Consider the following 19,354-nt stretch of genomic DNA (forward strand, 5'->3'; position numbering starts at 1 on the left):
ATGCGCAAGATCGTCTCTCTCGCGCTCGCCCTCGCCCTGGGCCTCGGCGGCTGCGCAACCACCAGCCAGTACGGCAACTTCGTCCAGTCGGCCGCGCTCGATCAGCAGAAGCTCGCCACCGACGCGGTGCAGCAGCTCGCCACGCTGTACGCGCCGGCGCGCACGCGCCTGGAGCTGCAACAGCCGACGCCCGATCCGTTCGGCCAGGCGCTCGTCAAGTCGCTGCGCGACAAGGGCTATGCCCTCCTGGAGTACGCCCCGGCCGGCGCTTCCACGCAGGCCCCGGCCTCGGCGGCATCGCAGGCGAGCGCACCGGCCACCACGGCCGCGTCGGGCGGCCTGCCGTTGCGCTACGTGCTCGACCAGGCTGGCGACTCGAACCTGTACCGCCTGACCTTGATGGTCGGCAATCAATCCATCACCCGCCCTTACCTGGCGCAAAACGGCACGTTCGCGCCGGCCGGGTACTGGGTGCGCAAGGAGTGACGCCATGACAGAAAACGCCGATCAGATGGCACCTGACGCTTCGCCTGGCGAAGTGTCCAAGAAGGCGGGCGTCCGTCGCGTCAACAACATGCCCATGTACATCCTCGGCGGCGTCCTGCTGTCGTTCGTGCTGGTCATGGCCCTGGTCGCGGCGGATCGCGCGGCCAAGCAGAACGCGCCGGCGGACGGCCCCAAGGAGAAGGCCGGCAACACGTCGATGTTCGCCAAGGAGATCGCAGGCGACAAGACCGGCGGCTTGATCGAGCCGGCAAGCCCGCTCAAGGTGCCCGACATGCCGACCGGCCCGGCGTCGGCTCCGCTGGAGATCGCGCGGCCGTCCAACCCGGACGCGCCGCCGGCCGCCGGCCAACCCCGGCAACCCGGGCCAGCCGGTGAACGACGACGAGGCCCAGCGCATCCGCATGGCGAAGATGCAGATGTTCGGCGAAGCCGTGAAGGCCAAGACCACCGTGCGCGTGGATGCCCCGCGTAGCAACGGCTCCGCGCCGGGTGGCCCGAGCACCTACACCGGCACGCCGCAGACGCGCGATGAAATGCTGAACCGCATCGCAGCGGTGCAGCAGCAAATCGACGCGCAGCGCAGCAACGATCCGACCGCCGCCTATCAAGCACGCCTGGCGCAGATTCGCGGCATGGGCGTCGGTGGTGGCGGCGCGGCTCCGGCCGCCGGCGGCATGGGCGCGGGCGGTGCGCCGCAGCTCCTGCAAACCTCGACCAGCGGCGGCGGGCGCAACAGCATGGCGCAGTTCGGCCAAGGTGGGCAGGGCGACCGCTGGAAGCTGGATTCGCAGCCGGAAGCGCCGCGCACACCGTTCGAGCTGCGCGCGGGCTTCGTCGTGCCGGCCACGCTCATTTCGGGCATCAACTCCGATCTGCCGGGCCAAATCATGGCCCAGGTCGCGCAGGACGTGTACGACACACCGACCGGCAAGCACCTGTTGATCCCGCAGGGATCGCGCCTCGTCGGCTCGTATTCGAGCGACGTGGCCTACGGCCAAGCGCGTGCTGGTTGCGTGGCAACGCATCGTGTTCCCCGATGGCAAGGCGATGGACATTGGCGCGATGCCAGGCGCGGACAGCGCGGGATACGCGGGCTTCCACGACCAGGTGAACAACCACTATGTGCGCCTGTTCGGCTCGGCCTTCCTCATGTCCGGCGTGACAGCAGGCATCACCTACAGCCAACGCCAGAACCAGGCCACAAACACCTATGGCGCACCGAGCGCCAGCAGTGCCCTAAGCGAAGCCCTCGGCCAGCAGCTCGGCCAGGTTACGGCGCAACTCATCGCCAAGAACCTGAGCATTTCGCCGACGCTGGAAATTCGGCCGGGGTATCGCTTCAACGTCGTGGTCACGAAGGACATGACGTTTTCAAGCCGTACCGTTCCTTCGATTACTAACGCCATAGGAGAAAAGCACCATGAAGCCGAAGTTTTTAGCCGCTAAATTGGCCCTCGTCATTGCTGTTTCGAGCACGCTGGCGGTCACACCTGTGCAGGCTGGCATCCCCGTCATCGACGGCACCAACCTGTCGCAGAACATCATGACGGCCATCGAATCGGTGGCCCAGACGCTCAAGCAAATTGAGCAGTACAGCACCCAGCTCCAGCAGTATCAAAACCAACTCCAGAACACGATGGCCCCGGCCGCGTATATCTGGGATCAGGCGCAATCGACCATCAACGGGTTGATGAACGCGGTCAACACGCTGGATTACTACAAGACCCAACTCGGCAGCCTGGACAGCTACATCGGCAAGTTCCAGGACGTGAACTACTACAAGAACTCGCCGTGCTTTACGGCGGCAGGGTGCTCCGACGCGGAACGCGCAGCACTTCGGAATGTGGCCCAGCTCGCGAGCGAGTCGCAGAAGAAGGCCAACGATGCCTTGTTCAAGGGCCTCGATAGGCAGCAAACGAATCTCACGGCCGATGCAGCGACGTTGCAGCGTCTTCAATCGGCAGCGCAGGGCGCGCAGGGCCAAATGCAGGCCATCGGCTACGCCAACCAGCTCGCCAGCCAGCAGGCCAACCAGCTCTTGCAGATTCGTGGCCTGCTGATCGCGCAGCAGAACGCGATGGCAACCAAGATGCAGGCCGACGCCGACAAGGAAGCCCAGCAGGCGGCAGCGGCCGCACAACTGCGCCAGGGCAGCTACCGGGCCAGCCCGGCGCGCACCTGGTAAGGGGGATTCATGAAAGCAATCAAGGCTCTGTCCTTGGCCTCGGCCGCCCTCGTGGCGGCCTTGGTCGCCGGCTGCGACAACAAGCCGGCCACGGCCCCCATGCCGGAAGTGAACGACGAGAACTGCAAGCCCGAGAACATCGCCAAGATCGAGGACAAGGGCGTCCAGCAGGCTTTTTCGTCGCTGTGCTTGCGTCGTGGTGGGGATTTCAAGCCCAGCCCGAAACGCGAATGGTGAGGTGCTGACGATGAGAATGCCAGCCAATCTAAAAACCCTCGCCCTGCCGCTGTTCGTCTGGCTGGCGTTCTTCGCGGTCGATGCCCACGCGGCCATCGACAACGCCGGCGTGTTCGATAGCGTGCTGGATCGCTACCAGGCCGCCGCGAGCGGCTGGGCCGGTGTCATCACCACGGCCGCAACCTGGCTCTTCTGGACGCTGGTTGTGATCTCGATGGTCTGGACGTTCGGCATGATGGCCTTGCGCAAGGCCGACATTGGCGAGTTCTTCGCGGAGTTCGTCCGCTTCACGATCTTTACCGGCTTCTTCTGGTGGGCGCTAACCAACGGCCCTAACTTCGCCTCGTCCATCTATGCGTCGTTGCGGCAGCTCGCCGGCAACGCGACGGGCCTGGGCAATGCTCTGTCGCCCTCGGGCATCGTGGACGTGGGCTTTGCGATCTTCGACAAGGTGATGGATCAGTCCTCGGTGTGGTCGCCGGTGGACAGCATGGCCGGCATCCTCATGGCCGTGGCGATCCTGGTCATCCTGGCCCTGGTCGGTGTGAATATGCTTCTGCTGCTCGCGTCGGGCTGGGTGCTCGCCTACGGCGGCGTGTTCTTCCTCGGCTTCGGTGGTTCGCGCTGGACTTCCGACATGGCGATCAACTACTACAAGGTCGTCCTGGGCGTGGCCGCGCAGCTCTTCGCAATGGTGCTCCTGGTGGGCATCGGCAAGACCTTCCTCGATGACTACTACTCGCGCATGAGCGCCGGCATCAGCCTCAAGGAAATGGGCGTGATGCTGATCGTCGTCATCATCCTCTTGGCGTTGGTCAACAAGATTCCGCCGCTCATCGCCGGGATCATCACCGGCGCGAGCGTGGGCGGTGCCGGCATCGGCCAGTTCGGTGCAGGTGCTGCGTTGGGTGCCGCAGGCATGGCAGCAGCAGCGGCCGCGACCGGCGGCGCCGCTCTGGCCGCCGGCGCAGCCTCGGCCGCCGGTGGTGCCTCTGCCGTCATGGCCGCCTTCTCGAAGGCCAATGAGAACGTGTCGGCAGGCACGGACGTTATGTCGGCCTTCTCGGGCGGCGGCAGCTCGGGCGGCGGTGCGGGCGGCGGCGGCGACGCCGGCACCGGCAGCACGCCCTTCGCTCAGGCTGCGGGCTTTAGCGGCAGCTCCGGCGGTGGCTCTTCGTCGGGTGGCGGCAGCCCCTCGACCGGCAGCAGCTCGGGCAGCTCGAAGGGCGGCGATAAGGGCGGCGGCAAAGCCGACGCCGGCGGCCAGGGCAGCAGCTCGACGGCCAGCACCGGCAGCAGTGCCGACAAGGCCGCCAAGAACGAACCCAAGCCCGCCGGCGGGGCAGGGCAAGGGCAGCAGGCCGCACCGGGCAGCACCGGCCCCGGCTTGCTCGCATCGGCCGCATCGGCCCTCGGCACGGCCGGCCGCATCGCCGCCGACGCCGGCGCGAACTTGGCGAAGGGAACCGCCGATGTTGCCAAGGCCAAAGCCGCGAGCCTGCGCGAAGCCGCAGCCGAGCGGATCGCCGACACCACTGGCGGAAAGATCGCCGCCGCGATCAAGGCGCAAGGAAGCGGCACGGCCGAGAACATCGACGTGCCCGACCAGCAGCCCGCGCCGAGCTTCGGCGACAACAGCCTGGCAGGCGGCCCTGCCGATGCCGATCCCGAGTCCGAAGTAGCTGCGTTCGCCAACCGCGAGCAAGGCCGCGACGGCACAACTGCGTAACCAAGGAGAGTCCAACCATGAAGAAGAAACTGTTTGCCCTGGCCGCCCTCGTGGCAGCCCTCGGATCGACCGCCGGCACGGCCAGCGCGCAAGACGTGCTGACCGGCGACACGCGCCTGGCCTGCGAGGCGATCCTGTGCCTGTCGTCGGGCACGCGCCCGAGCGAATGCACGCCGTCGCTGTCGCGGTACTTCAACATCACGAAGCGCAAGCTGTCGGACACGATCCGCGCCCGCCTGAACTTCCTCCAGCTTTGCCCGGTGGCGAGCCAGACGCCGGAAATGCAGTCGCTCGTGTCGGCGATCTCGCGCGGCGCTGGCCGTTGCGACGCGCAGTCGCTGAACTCGACGTTGGTGATGTGGACGGGCGGCTACGACGATGGGCGCACGTACATCAGCAACCAGTTGCCTGACTACTGCGGGGCCTACACCGGCCACGCCTACACCGACTTCGCCAGCAGCGGCACGCTGCCGCGCTATGTCGGGACGCCAGAGCAGGGGCGGGTATTGGGTCGAAGCGCGCGACTATGACCGCGCCTTGGCCGAGTACAACGAACGCATCCGGCGCGAGGACGAAGAGCGCCGCCGTCAGTCCTGGCTGAACTGAGGGAGGGGAGGGCATGCCGTTCTTCGCCGATCTGCCGCCGCAGCTCCAGGAGCGCGTCGTCTGCTCGATCTCGGCCGCCGTCAAGTACGAGGTGCCGGTCAACATCGTGTTGGCCGTCGCCGAGAAAGAGCGGCAAGCCGGGCCAGTGGGTGCGCAACTCGAATGGCACGCATGACGTTGGCCCGATGCAGTTCAACACCGCGTACCTGGGCGACCTGGCCCGATACGGCATCACGGCGAACGATGTGGCGGCTGCCGGCTGCTACTCGTTCGACCTGGCCGCCTGGCGGCTGCGGATGCACATCCGCAACGACAAGGGCGACCTCTGGACGAAGGCGGCGAACTACCACTCGCGCACGCCGCAGTACAACGCGGTGTACCGGGCCGACTTGATGCGCAAGGCGTCGAAGTGGGCCGATTGGCTCGAAGCTCGGTTCGTCACGCTTGACGTGACGAAGGCCGGGGCCACGCCCTCGACGCCCAGCCAGCCCGCGACGGTGGCCCAGCGGGCGACGCCGGCGGCCAGGCCGGCACCAGCACCCCAGCAGGCCGCCCCAGCGGCCGCAGCAGCTCGCAGCGTGTCGGTGGCCGGCTACGTGCCCCGCACGGTGTCTTTCAACACTTCACGCGAGGGGTCGGCCGAGTAGGCCGGCTCTTCCGATTTAGCGGCTAAACATGGACAAATTCCACGCCTTCATGATGCGGTACACGCTGGGCGTCGGCCGGTTGCTTCAAGCCTATTGCAAGTGGGCGGAAGGGCAGGCCAGAACCAGCTCGATTTGCTTCTGCTGGGCCTCGGCCCGATCTTCGCCTTGGGCCTTCTGCTGTGGGCGCTGCCGGCGTGGATCGGCAAGCCCATCGCCTTCGTGCTCTCACTGCCAGCGCTCTACATCATCTTCCTGGTGCTGCGCGCCTACGCGATTCGCGGGGGCCGGCGCTGATGAAGGCCCTGCGGATTCCTGATGGAACCGTCGAAGCGTTGAAGTGGCTCGCACTGGTTCTCATGACCGGCGATCACGTCAACAAGTACCTGTTCAACGCGACGCTGCCGGTGCTGTTCGAGGCCGGCCGCGTGGCGCTCCCCCTTTTCGTGTTCGTCCTGGCCTACAACCTGGCCCGGCCGGGCACGCTCGAACGCGGCGTGTACGGCCGCACCATGTCGCGCCTGGCGATGTTCGGCGCGCTGGCCTCCGTGCCCTTCGTGGCCCTCGGCGGCCTGTACGCCGGTTGGTGGCCGCTCAACGTGATGTTCACGCTGCTGGTCGTCACGGCCACGGCTTACCTGGTCGAACGTGGCGGCAAGCTGCACCTGGCGGCCGCCGGCGTGGTGTTCCTGGTCGGCGGCAGCTCGGTCGAATATTGGTGGCCGGCCGTGGCTTTCGGCCTGGCGGTGTGGTCGTACACGCGCCGGCCGAGCTGGGCCGCCGCGGCGGTCGCGGTGCTGGCCTGCGCGGCCCTGTGGTTCGTCAATCGCAACCTGTGGGCCTTGGCAGCCCTGCCGGTGCTCTTCCTGGCCTCGCGGGTGGATGTGCGCGTGCCGCGCCTGCGCTGGGCCTTCTACGCCTATTACCCGCTGCACCTGGCCTCGCTCTGGTTGATCCGCATCCCCATGAGCAAGGCCGGCTACCTGTTCTTCTGATTGGAGTCCTGCCCCATGCGAAAACCCGTTCTTCTGGCCCTCTCTCTGGCGTTCCTGGTCAGCGCGCAAAGCGCACTGGCCGCCGGCGACGCCGGCAACTTCGGCACGCCGATCAAGTCCGGCGTATCGGTGTCCTTCCCCGACAGCAGCGCGACATTCCAGCCGACGCCAGAGGCCCTGGAGCTGCTGGCCGACGCTAGGAATGCGGCGATCATCTACATCAGCGGGCGCACCAGCACACTACGGCCCAGCGCGGCCGATGAGGCCCTTGCACTACGCCGTGCGCTCTCGGCCAGGTCGTACTTGGTGGCGCGCGGCGTCTCGCCGCTCAAGATCATGGTGAACTTCGCATCGGCCGCCGATTTCGTGGCAGACAACTCGACGGCCGAGGGCCGGCGCGAGAACCAGCGCGTGGACATTGAGGTGGTCTACATCCCCACCTACTGAGCGATCCGGCATCGCCATTCCTGGCGGTGCTGCAGGTCGCTCCAGCAGCTTCGCATCGTCGGCTCTGACGATGCAGGCCCGGCCGGCTTCCCTTGACAGCATCGCCATTTCTGACGATGCTTGTCGTTTTCAGAAGGCGACTGCACGAAATATCAGGAGTCGGCTGCACTGCCAGAACTGGCCGCCTGCAAGGCAGCGTAGAGAGCGGTTTTTCCTACCTTGAGGCGTGCGGCGGCCTCGCGGACATTCAAGCCGTTGGCGACAAGCTCCCGCGCTCGTTGCAACTTGTCGGCAGTGACAACCGGCTTGCGTCCGCCTTTGCGCCCGCGTGCGGCGGCAGCGGTCAACCCGGCCTTGGTGCGCTCGCGGATCAGGTCGCGCTCGAACTGGCCCAGCGCACCGAACACATGGAAGATGAGCCGTCCGCCCGGCGTGGTGGTGTCGATGTTTTCAGTCAACGAGCGGAAGCCGACGCCCCGTGCTTCCAGCTTGCCGACCGTCTCAATCAGGTGCGGCAGGGAGCGGCCAAGCCGATCCAGCCGCCAGACGACCAGCACATCGCCATCGCGCAGATAAGCCAGCGCATCGGCCAAGCCGGGCCGGTCTGCCTTGGCCCCGGATGCCGTGTCCTCGAAAACCCGTTCGCAGCCTGCATTGCGCAGCGCATCCGTCTGCAAGGCGGTGTCCTGTTCCGCCGTCGATACCCGCGCATAGCCGATGAGTGCCATTTCCGCCCATTTGTCCGTTATACCGTCCGCCTATCTTATTGTCCGTCATCCCGTTGCGCAAGATGTTTTCGGACAGGCGTCCGGTTTGGCCGCCTAATGATCGTTTGGCGGACAAGGCGACTGGCATCAGCCGAACAGCTCGCTATGGGAGCCAAGCCGCGCCAGTCGCAGGGTGTCGGCGTCGGACTTGCGGTAGATCAGCAGCAGGTCGGGCTTGATGTGGCATTCGCGGTAGCCCGCCCAATCGCCGGAAAGATCGTGGTCGCGGTATCGCACATCCAGGGGCTGATCGGTCGCCAGCGCGACCAGAACCGGCAGGTCATCATTCGTGCAGCGGACTCCTGATACTGTTCGTTCAATAGAGGGGTCGTCTCAGAAAACGGAAAATAAAGCACGCTAAGCCGGTTGCAGCGGCCGTAGCGGCCTGAACTTGCCCGCGCCGATCTTGGCGCTGCTGCGCCAGAGGTAATCGCCGGTCAGGTTGATGTGCTCCCAGCCGAGCGGCGACAGGTACTGCAACAGGCCGTCATCGACGGCTTGACCGTGGCCACGCAAGGCGTTCGCGGCCCGTTCCAGATAAACCGTGTTCCACAGCACGATGGCTGCCGTCACCAGGTTGAGGCCGCTGGCCCGGTAGCGTTGCTGCTCGAAACTGCGGTCGCGGATTTCGCCCAGGCGGTTGAAGAACACGGCACGGGCCAGCGCGTTGCGGGCCTCGCCCTTGTTCAGTCCGGCATGCACACGGCGGCGCAGCTCGACGCTTTGCAACCAGTCTAGGATGAACAGCGTGCGCTCGATGCGGCCCAACTCGCGCAGGGCGACGGCCAGACCATTCTGGCGCGGATAGCTGCCGAGCTTGCGCAGCATCAGCGAGGCCGTCACCGTGCCTTGTTTGATCGACGTGGCCAGCCGCAGGATTTCATCCCAATGGGCGCGGACGTGCTTGATGTTGAGCGTGCCGCCGATCATCGGTTTCAATGTCTCGTAGGCGGCATCGCCCTTTGGAATGTAGAGCTTGGTGTCGCCCAGGTCACGGATGCGCGGCGCGAAGCGGAAGCCCAGCAGGTGCATCAGCGCGAAGACGTGATCGGTGAAGCCCGCCGTGTCGGTGTAGTGCTCCTCGATGCGCAGGTCGGATTCGTGGTACAGCAGGCCGTCGAGCACGTAGGTCGAGTCGCGCACGCCGACATTCACCACCTTGGTGTGGAACGGCGCGTACTGGTCGGAGATGTGGGTGTAGAACGTCCGCCCTGGGCTGCTGCCGTATTTTGGGTTGATGTGGCCGGTACTCTCGGCCTTGCTGCCGGTGCGGAAGTTCTGGCCGTCCGATGACGACGTGGTGCCGTCGCCCCAGTGCTCGGCGAAGGGATGCCGGAACTGCGCGTTGACCAGCTCGGCCAGCGCCGCCCGTAGGTTTCGTCGCGGATGTGCCAGGCTTGCAGCCAGGCCAGCTTGGCGTAGGTTGTGCCGGGGCAGGACTCTGCCATCTTGGTCAGGCCCAGGTTGATCGCGTCGGCGAGGATCGTGGTCAGCAGCAGGTTCTTGTCCTTGGCCAGGTCGCCCGATTTCAGATGCGCGAAGTGCCGGGTGAAGCCCGTCCATTCGTCCACCTCCAGCAGCAATTCGGTGATCTTGACGTGCGGCAGGGCCATTGCGGTCTGGTCGATCAGGGCCTGCGCGGTGTCGGGCACCGCCGCGTCGAGTGGCGTGATCTTCAGTCCCGATTCGGTGATGATGGCATCCGGCAACTCGTTGGCCAGCGCCATGCGGTTTACGGTGGTGAGCTGCGTTTCCAGCAGCGTCAGCCGTTCATGCAGGTACTGGTCGCAATCGGTGGCCACAGCCAGCGGCAATTCGCTGGCCTGCTTGAGGCTGGCAAATTTCGCTGGCGGCACCAGGTAGTCCTCGAAATCCTTGAACTGGCGGGAGCCTTGCACCCAGATGTCGCCGGAGCGCAGTGCGTTCTTCATCTCCGACAGCGCGCACAGTTCGTAGTAACGCCGGTCGATTCCGGCGTCGGTCATCACCAGCTTTTGCCAGCGCGGCTTGATGAAATCGGTTGGCGCATCGGCGGGCACCTTGCGGGCGTTGTCGCTGTTCATGTTGCGCAGCACTTCGATAGCGTCGAGCACGTCCTGGCGGCGGGCGCGGCCCGCAGCGAGCACGGCGAGGAATTCCGGCGCGTAGCGGCGCAGCGTGGCATAGCTCTCGCCGATGCGGTGCAGGAAATCGAAGTCCTCGGGCTGCGCGAGTTTCTGCGCCTCGGTGACGCTCTCGGCGAAGGCATCCCAGGACATGACGGCTTCGATGGCGGCGAACGGATCGCGGCCGGCTTGCTTGGCCTCGATCAGCGCCTGGCCGATGCGTCCGAATAGCCGCACCTTGGCATTGATCGCCTTGCCGGATGCCTGGAACTGCTGCTGATGTTTGTTCTTGGCGGCGTTGAACAGTTTGCCCAGAATGCGGTCGTGCAGGTCGATGATTTCGTCAGTGACGGTCGCCATGCCTTCGATGGTGAGCGCAACCAGAGTCGCGTAGCGGCGCTGCGGCTCGAACTTGGCCAGGTCGGCTGGCGTCATCTGGCCACCCTCGCGGGCGATCTTGAGCAGCCGGTTCTGGTGCACCGACCGCTCGATGCCGGAGGGCAGGTCGAGCGCCTGCCACGCCTTGAGGCGTTCGATGTGTTCCAGCATGTGCCGCGAGTTCGGTTTGACCGGGGATTGCCGCAGCCAGGCCAGCCAGGTCGTCTTGCCGTTGTCGCGGCGCTTGAGCAGATCGTCGAGGCGACGGCGATGCATGTCCGATAGCGGTTCGGCCAAGGCGTCGTAGATGCGCCGGTTGGCGCGGGTGATCGCCTCGGCGCTCGCCCGCTCGACGGCGTTGAGCAGGCAGAATGACCGACTGCCGCCGCAGGTGCTCGATGAAGGCGCTTGCCAGCACAATGCCCTTGTCGGTTTGCATGGCCAGCTCGGTCAGCGTGTGGACGGCCTGCCGGTAGTGGCTCATGGTGAAGGGCCGGAAACCGAAGACGGTTTGCAGCTCGATCAGGTGCTCACGCCGGGTCTGCTCCCGCTGTCCGTACTTGCCCCAGCTTTCGATGCTGACCTTGAGCTGGTCGGCGACCAGTTTCAGCAAGGGCGGGAACGGCGGTTCATCAACGCCCAGTATGACGCCCGGAAAGCGTAGGTAGCAAAGCTGCACCGCGAAGCCCAGCCGATTGGCCGGGCCGCGCCGCTGCCGGATGATGGAGAGGTCGCTTTCGCTGAACGTGTAGTGACGGATCAACTCATCCTTGGTGTCCGGCAACGCCAGCAGGCTTTCGCGCTCGGCGGCGGAGAGGATCGAACGGCGGGGCATGCGGTTTCCTTCTTCTTGAAAACGTAGGTTTGTGACAAGCCCGCCAAGGCAACCGGCGCGGCTGTCATTTTCAGAAGACGACTGCACCATTCAGCGCGGTTTGAAGCCTCTTGTGCATACGGCTCCTGACAGCCAGATATCAGGACTCCTCTGCACGAAACTCGTCTATGCTCAATACTCGTGTGCACCAAAGCGAGATGAGCATGGCGACCGATACCGCACCGATTACCGAGCACGGCGTGGCCACCCTGCCAGAACAGGCATGGGAGCGTGCGCGTCGTCGCGCGGAGATCATTGGGCCGTTGGCGCAGTCGGAGACGGTTGGGCATGAAGCGGCCGACGCGGCAGCCCAGGCATTGGGGCTGTCCCGGCGGCAGGTCTACGTCCTGATCCGCCGTGCCCGGCTAGGATCGGGGCTGGTCACTGACTTGGCTCTTGGGCAGTCGAGCGGTGGCAAAGGTAAAGGCCGCTTGCCGGAGTCGGTCGAACGAATCATCCGCGAGTTACTGCAAAAGCGCTTCCTGACCAAGCAGAAGCGTAGCTTGGCGGCGTTCCACCGCGAAGTTGTGCGGGCGTGCAAGCTGCAAAAGCTGCGGGTGCCGGCGCGCAACACGGTGGCTCTGCGGATCGCCGGCCTCGATCCGCGCGAGGTCACTCACCGCCGGGAAGGACAAGATGCCGCCCGCGACCTGCAAGGTGTTGGTGGTGTTCCGCCACCCGTCTCCGCGCCGCTGGAGCAGGTGCAGATCGACCACACAGTCATCGACCTGATCGTGGTGGACGAGCGCGACCGGCAACCGATTGGCCGTCCATACCTGACCCTCGCCATCGACGTATTCACCCGCTGCGTGGTTGGCATGGTCGTTACGCTGGAAGCCCCGTCCGCCGTCTCGGTCGGCTTGCTGGTGCATGCCGCCTGCGACAAGCGCCCTTGGTTGGAAGGGTTGAACGTAGAGATGGATTGGCCGATGAGCGGCAAGCCCAGACTGCTCTACTTGGACAACGCGGCTGAGTTCAAGAGCGAGGCGCTGCGCCGTGGCTGCGAGCAGCATGGCATCCGGTTGGACTATCGCCCGCTCGGGCAGCCGCACTACGGCGGTATCGTGGAACGGATCATCGGCACGGCGATGCAGATGATCCACGACGAATTGCCGGGGACGACCTTCTCCAATCCTGACCAGCGCGGGGAATACGCCTCCGAGAAGATGGCCGCCCTGACACTGCGCGAGCTGGAGCGCTGGCTCACATTGGCGGTCGGCACCTATCACGGCTCCGTGCACAACGGCCTGCTCAACCGCCGGCCGCGCGCTGGGCCGAAGCTATCACGCGGACCGGCGTGCCAACCGTCATCACTCGCGCTACGGCTTTTCTGGTCGATTTTCTGCCCATCATCCGCCGCACGCTGACCCGCACCGGCTTCGTCATCGACCACATCCACTACTACGCCGATGCGCTCAAGCCGTGGATAGCTCGGCGGGACCGCTTGCCTGCGTTCCTGATCCGGCGCGACCCGCGCGACATCAGCCGCATATGGGTGCTGGAACCAGAGGGCAGCACTACCTGGAAATTCCCTACCGTACCTTGTCGCACCCGGCTGTCACCCTATGGGAACAACGGCAGGCGCTGGCGAAATTACGGCAGCAAGGGCGCGAACAGGTGGATGAGTCAGCGCTGTTCCGCATGATCGGCCAGATGCGAGAAATCGTGACCACCGCGCAGAAAGCTACGCGCAAGGCGCGGCGCGACGCGGATCGACGCCAGCATCTCAAGGCAACGGCACCGCCTGTCAAAACCACGCCACCACCAGATGCGGACATGGCTGACCCACAGGCCGACAACCAGCCGCCGGCCAAACCGTTCGACCAGATTGAGGAGTGGTAGCCGTGGACGAATATCCCATCATCGACTTGTCACACCTGCTGCCAGCGGCACAGGGGCTGGCTCGGCTGCCGGCGGACGAGCGCATCCAGCGCCTTCGCGCCGACCGCTGGATCGGCTATCCGCGCGCGGTCGAGGCGCTGAACCGGCTGGAAACCCTGTATGCGTGGCCAAACAAGCAACGCATGCCCAACCTGCTGCTGGTCGGCCCGACCAACAACGGCAAGTCGATGATCGTCGAGAAGTTCCGGCGCACGCATCCGGCCAGCGCCGACGCCGACCAGGAGCACATTCCGGTACTGGTCGTGCAGATGCCATCCGAACCGTCGGTAATCCGCTTCTACGTCGCGCTGCTCGCGGCGATGGGTGCGCCATTGCGACCGCGCCCACGGCTGCCAGAAATGGAACAACTGGCGCTGGCACTGCTGCGCAAGGTCGGCGTGCGCATGCTGGTGATCGACGAGTTGCACAACGTCCTGGCCGGTAACAGCGTCAACCGCCGGGAATTTCTCAATCTCCTGCGCTTCCTCGGCAATGAACTGCGCATCCCACTGGTCGGGGTCGGCACGCGCGACGCCTACCTGGTCATCCGCTCCGATGACCAGTTGGAAAATCGCTTCGAGCCGATGATGCTGCCGGTATGGGAGGCCAACGACGATTGCTGCTCACTGCTGGCCAGCTTCGCCGCTTCGCTTCCACTGCGGCGCCCCTCGTCGATTGCCACGCTGGACATGGCCCGCTACCTGCTCACACGCAGCGAAGGCACCATCGGCGAACTGACGCACTTGCTGATGGCGGCAGCCCTCGCCGCCGTGGAGAGCGGCGAGGAAGCGATCAACCATCGCACGCTGAGCATGGCCGATTACACCGGCCCCAGCGAGCGGCGTCGGCAATTCGAGCGGGAACTGATGTGAAGCCAGCGCCACGCTGGCCACTGCATCCGGCTCCCAGGAAGGTGAAGCCTTGTCTTCGTGGCTCAACCGCGTGGCCCTTTGCTATCACATAGAGGTGTCCGAGCTGCTGGAGCACGATCTTGGTCACGGTCAGGTTGATGACCTGGACACCGCGCCACCACTGGCGCTGCTGGCGATGCTTTCCCAGCGGAGCGGCATCGAACTGAACCGGCTGCGTTGCATGAGCTTTGCCGGCTGGGTGCCTTGGCTACTGGACAGCCTTGATGATCAGATTCCAGATGCATTGGAGACCTATGCGTTCCAGCTCTCGGTGTTGCTGCCGACACACCGCCGTAAGACGCGATCCATCACGAGCTGGCGTGCCTGGCTGCCCAGCCAGCCGATACACCGCGCCTGTCCGCTATGCCTGAACGATCCGGAGAACCAAGCCGTACTGCTCGCGTGGAAGCTGCCCTGATGCTGAGCTGCCCGCTGCATGGCTGCCGGCTGGAATCCTATTGGGGCGTGCCAGGGCGGTTTCTAGGCTGGGAGAACGCCGACGCCGAACCGCGCACCGCCAGCGACGCGATTGCGGCGATGGACCAGCGTACCTGGCAGGCACTGACGACCGGTCACCTGGAGCTGCCGCGCCGACGCATCCATGCCGGATTGTGGTTTCGGCTGCTACGCACGCTGCTCGATGAGCTGAACACACCGCTTTCGGCGTGCGGAACCTACGCGGGGTATCTCCGCCAAGTCTGGGAAGGCTGCGGGCATCCGCTGCGTGCTGGGCAAAGTCTGTGGCGACCGTATGAAACCCTGAATCCGGCAGTACGGTTGCAGATGCTGGAGGCGGCGGCAACGGCAATCAGCTTGATTGAGGTGAGGTACATAAGCCCGCCAGGCGAGCAGGCAAAGCTGTTCTGGTCCGAGCCCCAAACAGGGTTCACCAGTGGCCTGCCGACGAAAGCGCCGAAGCCCGAACCCATCAATCACTGGCAGCGTGCAGTCAGGCCATCGACGAGGCCATCATTGAAGCGCGGCACAACCCCGAGACGGCACGCTCGCTGTTCGCGTTGGCTTCCTATGGTCGGCGCGACCCGCTTCCCTGGAACAGTTGCGCGCCACCTTCGCGAAGGAAGGCATCGCCACGGAATTTCTGTCACATTATGAGCCTGACGGATCCTTTGCATGTCTTAGACAGAATGACGGGTTAAGTGACAAATTTTGACGACCTTAACTTTCCGGCGCACACTGTCACATAATCGAACGTATATGTGACAGGTACGACATGCTGATAGGCTACATGCGGGTATCGAAGGCGGACGGCTCCCAGGCTACCGATTTGCAGCGCGACGCGCTGATTGCCGCCGGGGTCGATCCAGTACATCTTTACGAGGACCAGGCATCCGGCATGCGCGAGGATCGGCCCGGCTTGACGAGCTGCCTGAAGGCGTTGCGAACTGGCGACACACTGGTCGTGTGGAAACTGGATCGGCTCGGACGCGACCTGCGACATCTCATCAACACCGTGCACGACCTGACTGGGCGCGGCATCGGCGAAGGTATTAACCGGGCACGGCGCGGCCATCGACACCACGACCGCCGCCGGCAAGCTGGTCTTTGGCATCTTCGCCGCCCTGGCCGAGTTCGAGCGCGAGTTGATCGCGGAGCGCACGATTGCCGGCCTAGCCTCGGCCCGCGCGCGCGGGCGGAAAGGCGGCCGGCCGTTCAAGATGACCGCCGCCAAGCTGCGGCTGGCGATGGCGGCAATGGGTCAGCCAGAGACCAAGGTCGGCGACCTGTGCCAGGAACTTGGCGTCACGCGGCAGACCCTGTATCGGCATGTTTCACCCAAGGGTGAGCTACGTCCAGATGGCGAGCTACTCAGCCGAATTTGATGCGGCATGAGGCAACGTAGCGACAGCGTGGTTTGTCTCAATGGGAAGCGCTCATGATCGATCTTTGAAGGCCCGCAGCAGTCGTGTCACAGACAGGACGAACAAACCGGTCAGCGTGAGGGCTGCGATACCCCAGTACTCTCCGATGAACGCGCCGGCCGTCGTGCCGGCCAGCACAATGGCGAGAATCGGCAAATGGCAGGGACAGGTGAGCACGGCCAGCGCGCCCCACAGGTAGCCGGTGATCGGTTTGTGCGTCTCGGACGGCAAGCGCTCGGGGCTGTTCATGGCAGACTCTCCGCGTGCTGTGCCGGCTCGGTCGGCATGGTGGCCAACTGCACCTCCAGATCGGCCAACGCTTCGCGCCGACGCTCGACGAACTGGCGCAGAACGGCAAGCTGCGCGGCCGCTTCATCGCCGTCCGCAGCATCCAGCGCCCGGCACAGCCGCGCCAGCGCGTCCAGGCCGATGCCCGCCTCGAAGGCCGCCCGCACGAAGCACAGCCGTTGCAAGGCGGCATCATCGAACAGGCCATAGCCGCCCGGGGTGCACGCCACCGGACGCAGCAATCCGCGCAGCAGGTAGTCGCGCACGATATGCACGCTCACCCCGGCATCAAGGGCCAGCCGGGACACGGTGTAGGCGCTCATTGAAAACCTCCTTTTTTTATCCAGCGCAGCAGGAAAGCTGCTTCACGTCCTTGTTGAAGGTCTGCGCCGCAAGCTTCAACCCCTCGACCATTGTCAGGTAGGGGAACAACTGGTCGGCCAGTTCCTGCACCGTCATGCGGTTGCGGATGGCGAGCACCGCCGTCTGGATCAGTTCGCCCGCTTCCGGGGCCACCGCCTGCACGCCGATGAGCCGTCCGCTACCTTCCTCGATGACCAGCTTGATGAAGCCGCGTGTGTCGAAGTTGGCAAGCGCTCGCGGAACGTTGTCGAGTGTCAGCGTGCGACTGTCGGTCTCGATGCCATCGTGGTGCGCTTCCGCCTCGCTGTAGCCCACGGTGGCGACTTGCGGGTCGGTGAACACCACTGCCGGCATCGCGGTCAGATTGAGGGCTGCGTCGCCGCCGGTCATGTTGATCGCGGCACGGGTGCCGGCGGCCGCTGCCACGTAGACGAACTGCGGCTGGTCGGTGCAGTCGCCGGCCGCGTAGATGTTCAGGTTGCTCGTGCGCATGCCTTGGTCGATAACGATGGCCTTGCGCATTGACAGTGACCCCGCCGCGTCCAGCGCGAGGCTGCGCGTATTCGGTGCCCGACCGGTGGCAACCAGCAACTTGTCAGCGCGCAATTCACCGTGTCCGGTGGTCAGCACGAATTCGCCGTTCACATGGGCGACCTGGCTGGCTTGCGTGTGCTCCAGCACCTCGATGCCCTCGGCGCGGAAAGCGGCTGTCACGGCCTCGCCGATGGCCGGGTCTTCCCGGAAGAACAAGGTGCTGCGTGCCAGGATCGTGACCTGGCTGCCGAGCCGGGCAAAGGCTTGCGCCAGTTCCAACGCCACCACCGACGAACCGATCACGGCCAGGCGTGCGGGAATGGTGTCGCTGACAAGCGCTTCGGTGGAAGTCCAGTAGGGTGACTCTTTCAGGCCCGGAATCGGCGGCACGGCCGGACTGGCACCGGTGGCGACCAGGCAGCGGTCGAACGTTACCTCGCGCTCGCCACCCTCGTTCAAACGGACGACCAGGCTCTGGTCGTCCTTGAAACGCGCTTCACCGTGCAAAACGGTGATGGCTGGATTGCCGTCCAGGATGCCTTCGTATTTGGCGTGCCGCAGTTCATCGACACGGGCCTGCTGCTGGGCCAGCAGTTTGCTGCGGTCAATCGCAGGCACAGTTGCCGCAATACCGCCGTCGAACGGACTTTCCCGGCGCAGATGGGCAATATGGGCAGCGCGGATCATGATCTTGGACGGCACACAGCCGATATTGACGCAGGTGCCGCCGATGGTGCCGCGTTCGATCAGCGTGACCGTCGCGCCTTGCTCGACGGCCTTCAGCGCCGCCGCCATCGCGGCCCCGCCGCTGCCAATGATGGCGATATGCAAACCGGCGCCCTCAAGTGCATCACGGATTTTTGGTTCATCTTTGAAATCACCAACCCGGATCGAGCCTTGATAACCCAATGCGGCGATGGCGGCCAGCAGTTGGTTGTGGCTCACGGCGGTGTCTGCCATGACTTGCGCGCGGCTTTCTGGATAGGACACCACAGCGGCATTCACGCCGGGAATCTTTTCCAAAGCATCTTTGACATGGGTGGCGCAGGATGTGCAGGTCATGCCATTCACGGTGATTTCGGTCATTTTTACTCCATTGAATTTCGGGGTGCAGCAGGCATCGGCTTGGCGTTTTCGTTGGATGGCGTAGATGGTCAAGCCGATGAAAATCGCCAGCGCAGGCAGCAGCACATAGTCCAGATAGCCGGTCAGCGCGGACAAGCCGACCACACCGAGCAAAATGACCAGAACAGGGTGAAGCAACACAGCGCCACGAGGGTTGTGCCAATGATGCTGACCCGCAGCAGTGTCTTCGGGTCTTTCATGATCAGTTCTTGACTGATGATGGGTAGCCCGCATCCTCGGTAGCCTTGGTCAGTTTCTGCACGCTGGTCTTGGCATCATCGAAGGTGACCACCGCTTCGCGCGTCTCGAAGGTCACGTCAACTTTACTGACGCCATCGACCTTGGAAATCGCCTTCTTGACAGTGATCGGACAGGCCGAGCAGGTCATGCCCGGTACGGACAGCGTAACGGTCTGGGTGGCGGCCACACGGGGCAACAACGGCAGCGAGGGCAAGGGCGGAAAGCAGCTTTTTCATGGTGAACTCCTGTGATCAATAGAAAAATGGCACGACGTAGGAAATCCGAGCGCGACCAAAACCAGCACGGCCACGCCCCAGAAAATGAGCTTGTAAGTAGCTCGCACTTGGGGAATCGCGCAAACCTCACCCGGTTTGCAGGCGGCTGACGGCCGGTAGATGCGCCGCCAGGCGAAGAACAACGCCACCAGCGCCACGCCGATAAAGATGGGGCGATAGGGTTCCAACACCGTCAAGTTGCCGATCCAAGCGCCGCTGAACCCCAAGGCGATCAGAACCAGCGGCCCGGGCAGCAAGCCGAGGCGAGGATGGCGGCCAGCCCGCCAGTGAAGAGCGCGCCGCGCCCGTTTTGAGGTTCAGACATACGTTTGTCCTTTCGAATCTGAATTGGATAGCTTAAGCTTACTTCCGTAGTTATGTAC

Annotated in this window: 14 protein-coding genes and 8 pseudogenes; 14 read left to right on the top strand and 8 right to left on the bottom strand. The window is 64.7% G+C overall.

Annotated elements, in window-relative coordinates; genetic code table 11:
* From L3V85_RS36830 to L3V85_RS36885, 10 genes and pseudogenes are all read left to right on the top strand, one after another.
* The gene (locus tag L3V85_RS36830; protein WP_237680719.1) at nt 1–486 is read left to right on the top strand and encodes a conjugal transfer protein TrbH; all 486 of its coding nucleotides are present in this window, start codon (nt 1–3) and stop codon (nt 484–486) included.
* Nucleotides 487–490: 4 nt separating this feature from the next.
* Nucleotides 491–1,907: pseudogene (locus L3V85_RS37490) on the top strand (TrbI/VirB10 family protein).
* A 20-nt stretch (nt 1,908–1,927) separates the two neighbouring features.
* Nucleotides 1,928–2,692, top strand: coding sequence for a P-type conjugative transfer protein TrbJ (gene trbJ, locus L3V85_RS36845; RefSeq protein WP_010890135.1), 765 nt, complete (start codon nt 1,928–1,930; stop codon nt 2,690–2,692).
* Nucleotides 2,693–2,701: 9 nt separating this feature from the next.
* Nucleotides 2,702–2,929 carry an entry exclusion lipoprotein TrbK gene (gene trbK / locus L3V85_RS36850; protein ID WP_000644148.1) on the top strand — a complete coding sequence of 76 codons (228 nt, stop codon included), beginning with the start codon at nt 2,702–2,704 and terminating at the stop codon, nt 2,927–2,929.
* 10 nt (nt 2,930–2,939) lie between these two features.
* Nucleotides 2,940–4,658 (top strand): P-type conjugative transfer protein TrbL, encoded by a 1,719-nt coding sequence (gene trbL, locus L3V85_RS36855; protein ID WP_011114051.1) that lies wholly within the window; start codon nt 2,940–2,942, stop codon nt 4,656–4,658.
* Nucleotides 4,659–4,675: 17 nt separating this feature from the next.
* On the top strand, nt 4,676–5,188 hold the full coding sequence (locus L3V85_RS36860; RefSeq protein ID WP_237677454.1) for a TrbM/KikA/MpfK family conjugal transfer protein: 513 nt from the start codon (nt 4,676–4,678) through the stop codon (nt 5,186–5,188).
* Between the two features lie 89 nt (nt 5,189–5,277).
* Nucleotides 5,278–5,911: pseudogene (locus tag L3V85_RS36870) on the top strand (transglycosylase SLT domain-containing protein).
* A 99-nt stretch (nt 5,912–6,010) separates the two neighbouring features.
* The gene (locus tag L3V85_RS36875; protein ID WP_237677457.1) at nt 6,011–6,205 is read left to right on the top strand and encodes a hypothetical protein; all 195 of its coding nucleotides are present in this window, start codon (nt 6,011–6,013) and stop codon (nt 6,203–6,205) included.
* Nucleotides 6,205–6,903 carry a TraX family protein gene (locus tag L3V85_RS36880; protein ID WP_011114053.1) on the top strand — a complete coding sequence of 233 codons (699 nt, stop codon included), beginning with the start codon at nt 6,205–6,207 and terminating at the stop codon, nt 6,901–6,903. The genes L3V85_RS36875 and L3V85_RS36880 overlap by 1 nt, the downstream gene beginning before the upstream one ends.
* 15 nt (nt 6,904–6,918) lie before the next feature.
* A complete protein-coding gene (locus L3V85_RS36885; RefSeq protein WP_001665065.1) occupies nt 6,919–7,350 on the top strand; it encodes an OmpA family protein in 432 nt (143 codons plus the stop codon).
* A gap of 152 nt (nt 7,351–7,502) precedes the next feature.
* Here L3V85_RS36885 and L3V85_RS36890 read toward each other — a convergent pair whose 3' ends face one another.
* From L3V85_RS36890 to L3V85_RS36900, 3 genes and pseudogenes are all read right to left on the bottom strand, one after another.
* A complete protein-coding gene (locus L3V85_RS36890) occupies nt 7,503–8,078 on the bottom strand; it encodes a recombinase family protein (protein WP_001173919.1) in 576 nt (191 codons plus the stop codon).
* 126 nt (nt 8,079–8,204) lie between these two features.
* Nucleotides 8,205–8,438, bottom strand: coding sequence for a type II toxin-antitoxin system YafQ family toxin (locus tag L3V85_RS36895; RefSeq protein ID WP_237680720.1), 234 nt, complete (start codon nt 8,436–8,438; stop codon nt 8,205–8,207).
* 36 nt (nt 8,439–8,474) lie between these two features.
* A pseudogene (locus L3V85_RS36900) lies at nt 8,475–11,435 on the bottom strand (Tn3 family transposase).
* Between the two features lie 203 nt (nt 11,436–11,638).
* On the opposite strand from L3V85_RS36900, the pseudogene L3V85_RS36905 reads away from it, so the two are divergent.
* From L3V85_RS36905 to L3V85_RS36920, 4 genes and pseudogenes are all read left to right on the top strand, one after another.
* Nucleotides 11,639–13,316 (top strand): annotated as a pseudogene (locus tag L3V85_RS36905) (transposase).
* A 2-nt stretch (nt 13,317–13,318) separates the two neighbouring features.
* Nucleotides 13,319–14,227, top strand: coding sequence for a TniB family NTP-binding protein (locus L3V85_RS36910; protein ID WP_011137966.1), 909 nt, complete (start codon nt 13,319–13,321; stop codon nt 14,225–14,227).
* Nucleotides 14,224–15,437, top strand: a pseudogene (locus L3V85_RS36915) (TniQ family protein). Before L3V85_RS36910 ends, L3V85_RS36915 begins: the two are co-directional and overlap by 4 nt.
* 60 nt (nt 15,438–15,497) lie before the next feature.
* Nucleotides 15,498–16,107, top strand: a pseudogene (locus tag L3V85_RS36920) (recombinase family protein).
* 51 nt (nt 16,108–16,158) lie between these two features.
* Here the strand turns inward: L3V85_RS36920 and merE are convergent.
* The 5 genes and pseudogenes from merE to merT all read right to left on the bottom strand — a co-directional run bounded on the left by merE (nt 16,159) and on the right by merT (nt 19,296).
* Complete coding sequence (gene merE / locus L3V85_RS36925; protein ID WP_001087809.1) at nt 16,159–16,395, bottom strand: broad-spectrum mercury transporter MerE; 237 nt, start codon at nt 16,393–16,395, stop codon at nt 16,159–16,161.
* Entirely contained in the window at nt 16,392–16,757 is a 366-nt protein-coding gene (merD, locus tag L3V85_RS36930) for a mercury resistance co-regulator MerD (RefSeq protein WP_003465059.1), read from the bottom strand. Before merD ends, merE begins: the two co-directional genes overlap by 4 nt.
* Before the next feature lie 16 nt (nt 16,758–16,773).
* On the bottom strand, nt 16,774–18,552 hold the full coding sequence (gene merA / locus L3V85_RS36935; RefSeq protein WP_237677458.1) for a mercury(II) reductase: 1,779 nt from the start codon (nt 18,550–18,552) through the stop codon (nt 16,774–16,776).
* A gap of 106 nt (nt 18,553–18,658) precedes the next feature.
* A pseudogene (merP, locus tag L3V85_RS36940) lies at nt 18,659–18,932 on the bottom strand (mercury resistance system periplasmic binding protein MerP).
* A 15-nt stretch (nt 18,933–18,947) separates the two neighbouring features.
* Nucleotides 18,948–19,296, bottom strand: a pseudogene (merT, locus tag L3V85_RS36945) (mercuric ion transporter MerT).
* Nucleotides 19,297–19,354 lie beyond the last annotated feature (58 nt).

This window comes from Variovorax paradoxus (assembly GCF_022009635.1).
Classification (GTDB): Bacteria; Pseudomonadota; Gammaproteobacteria; order Burkholderiales; family Burkholderiaceae_C; genus Variovorax.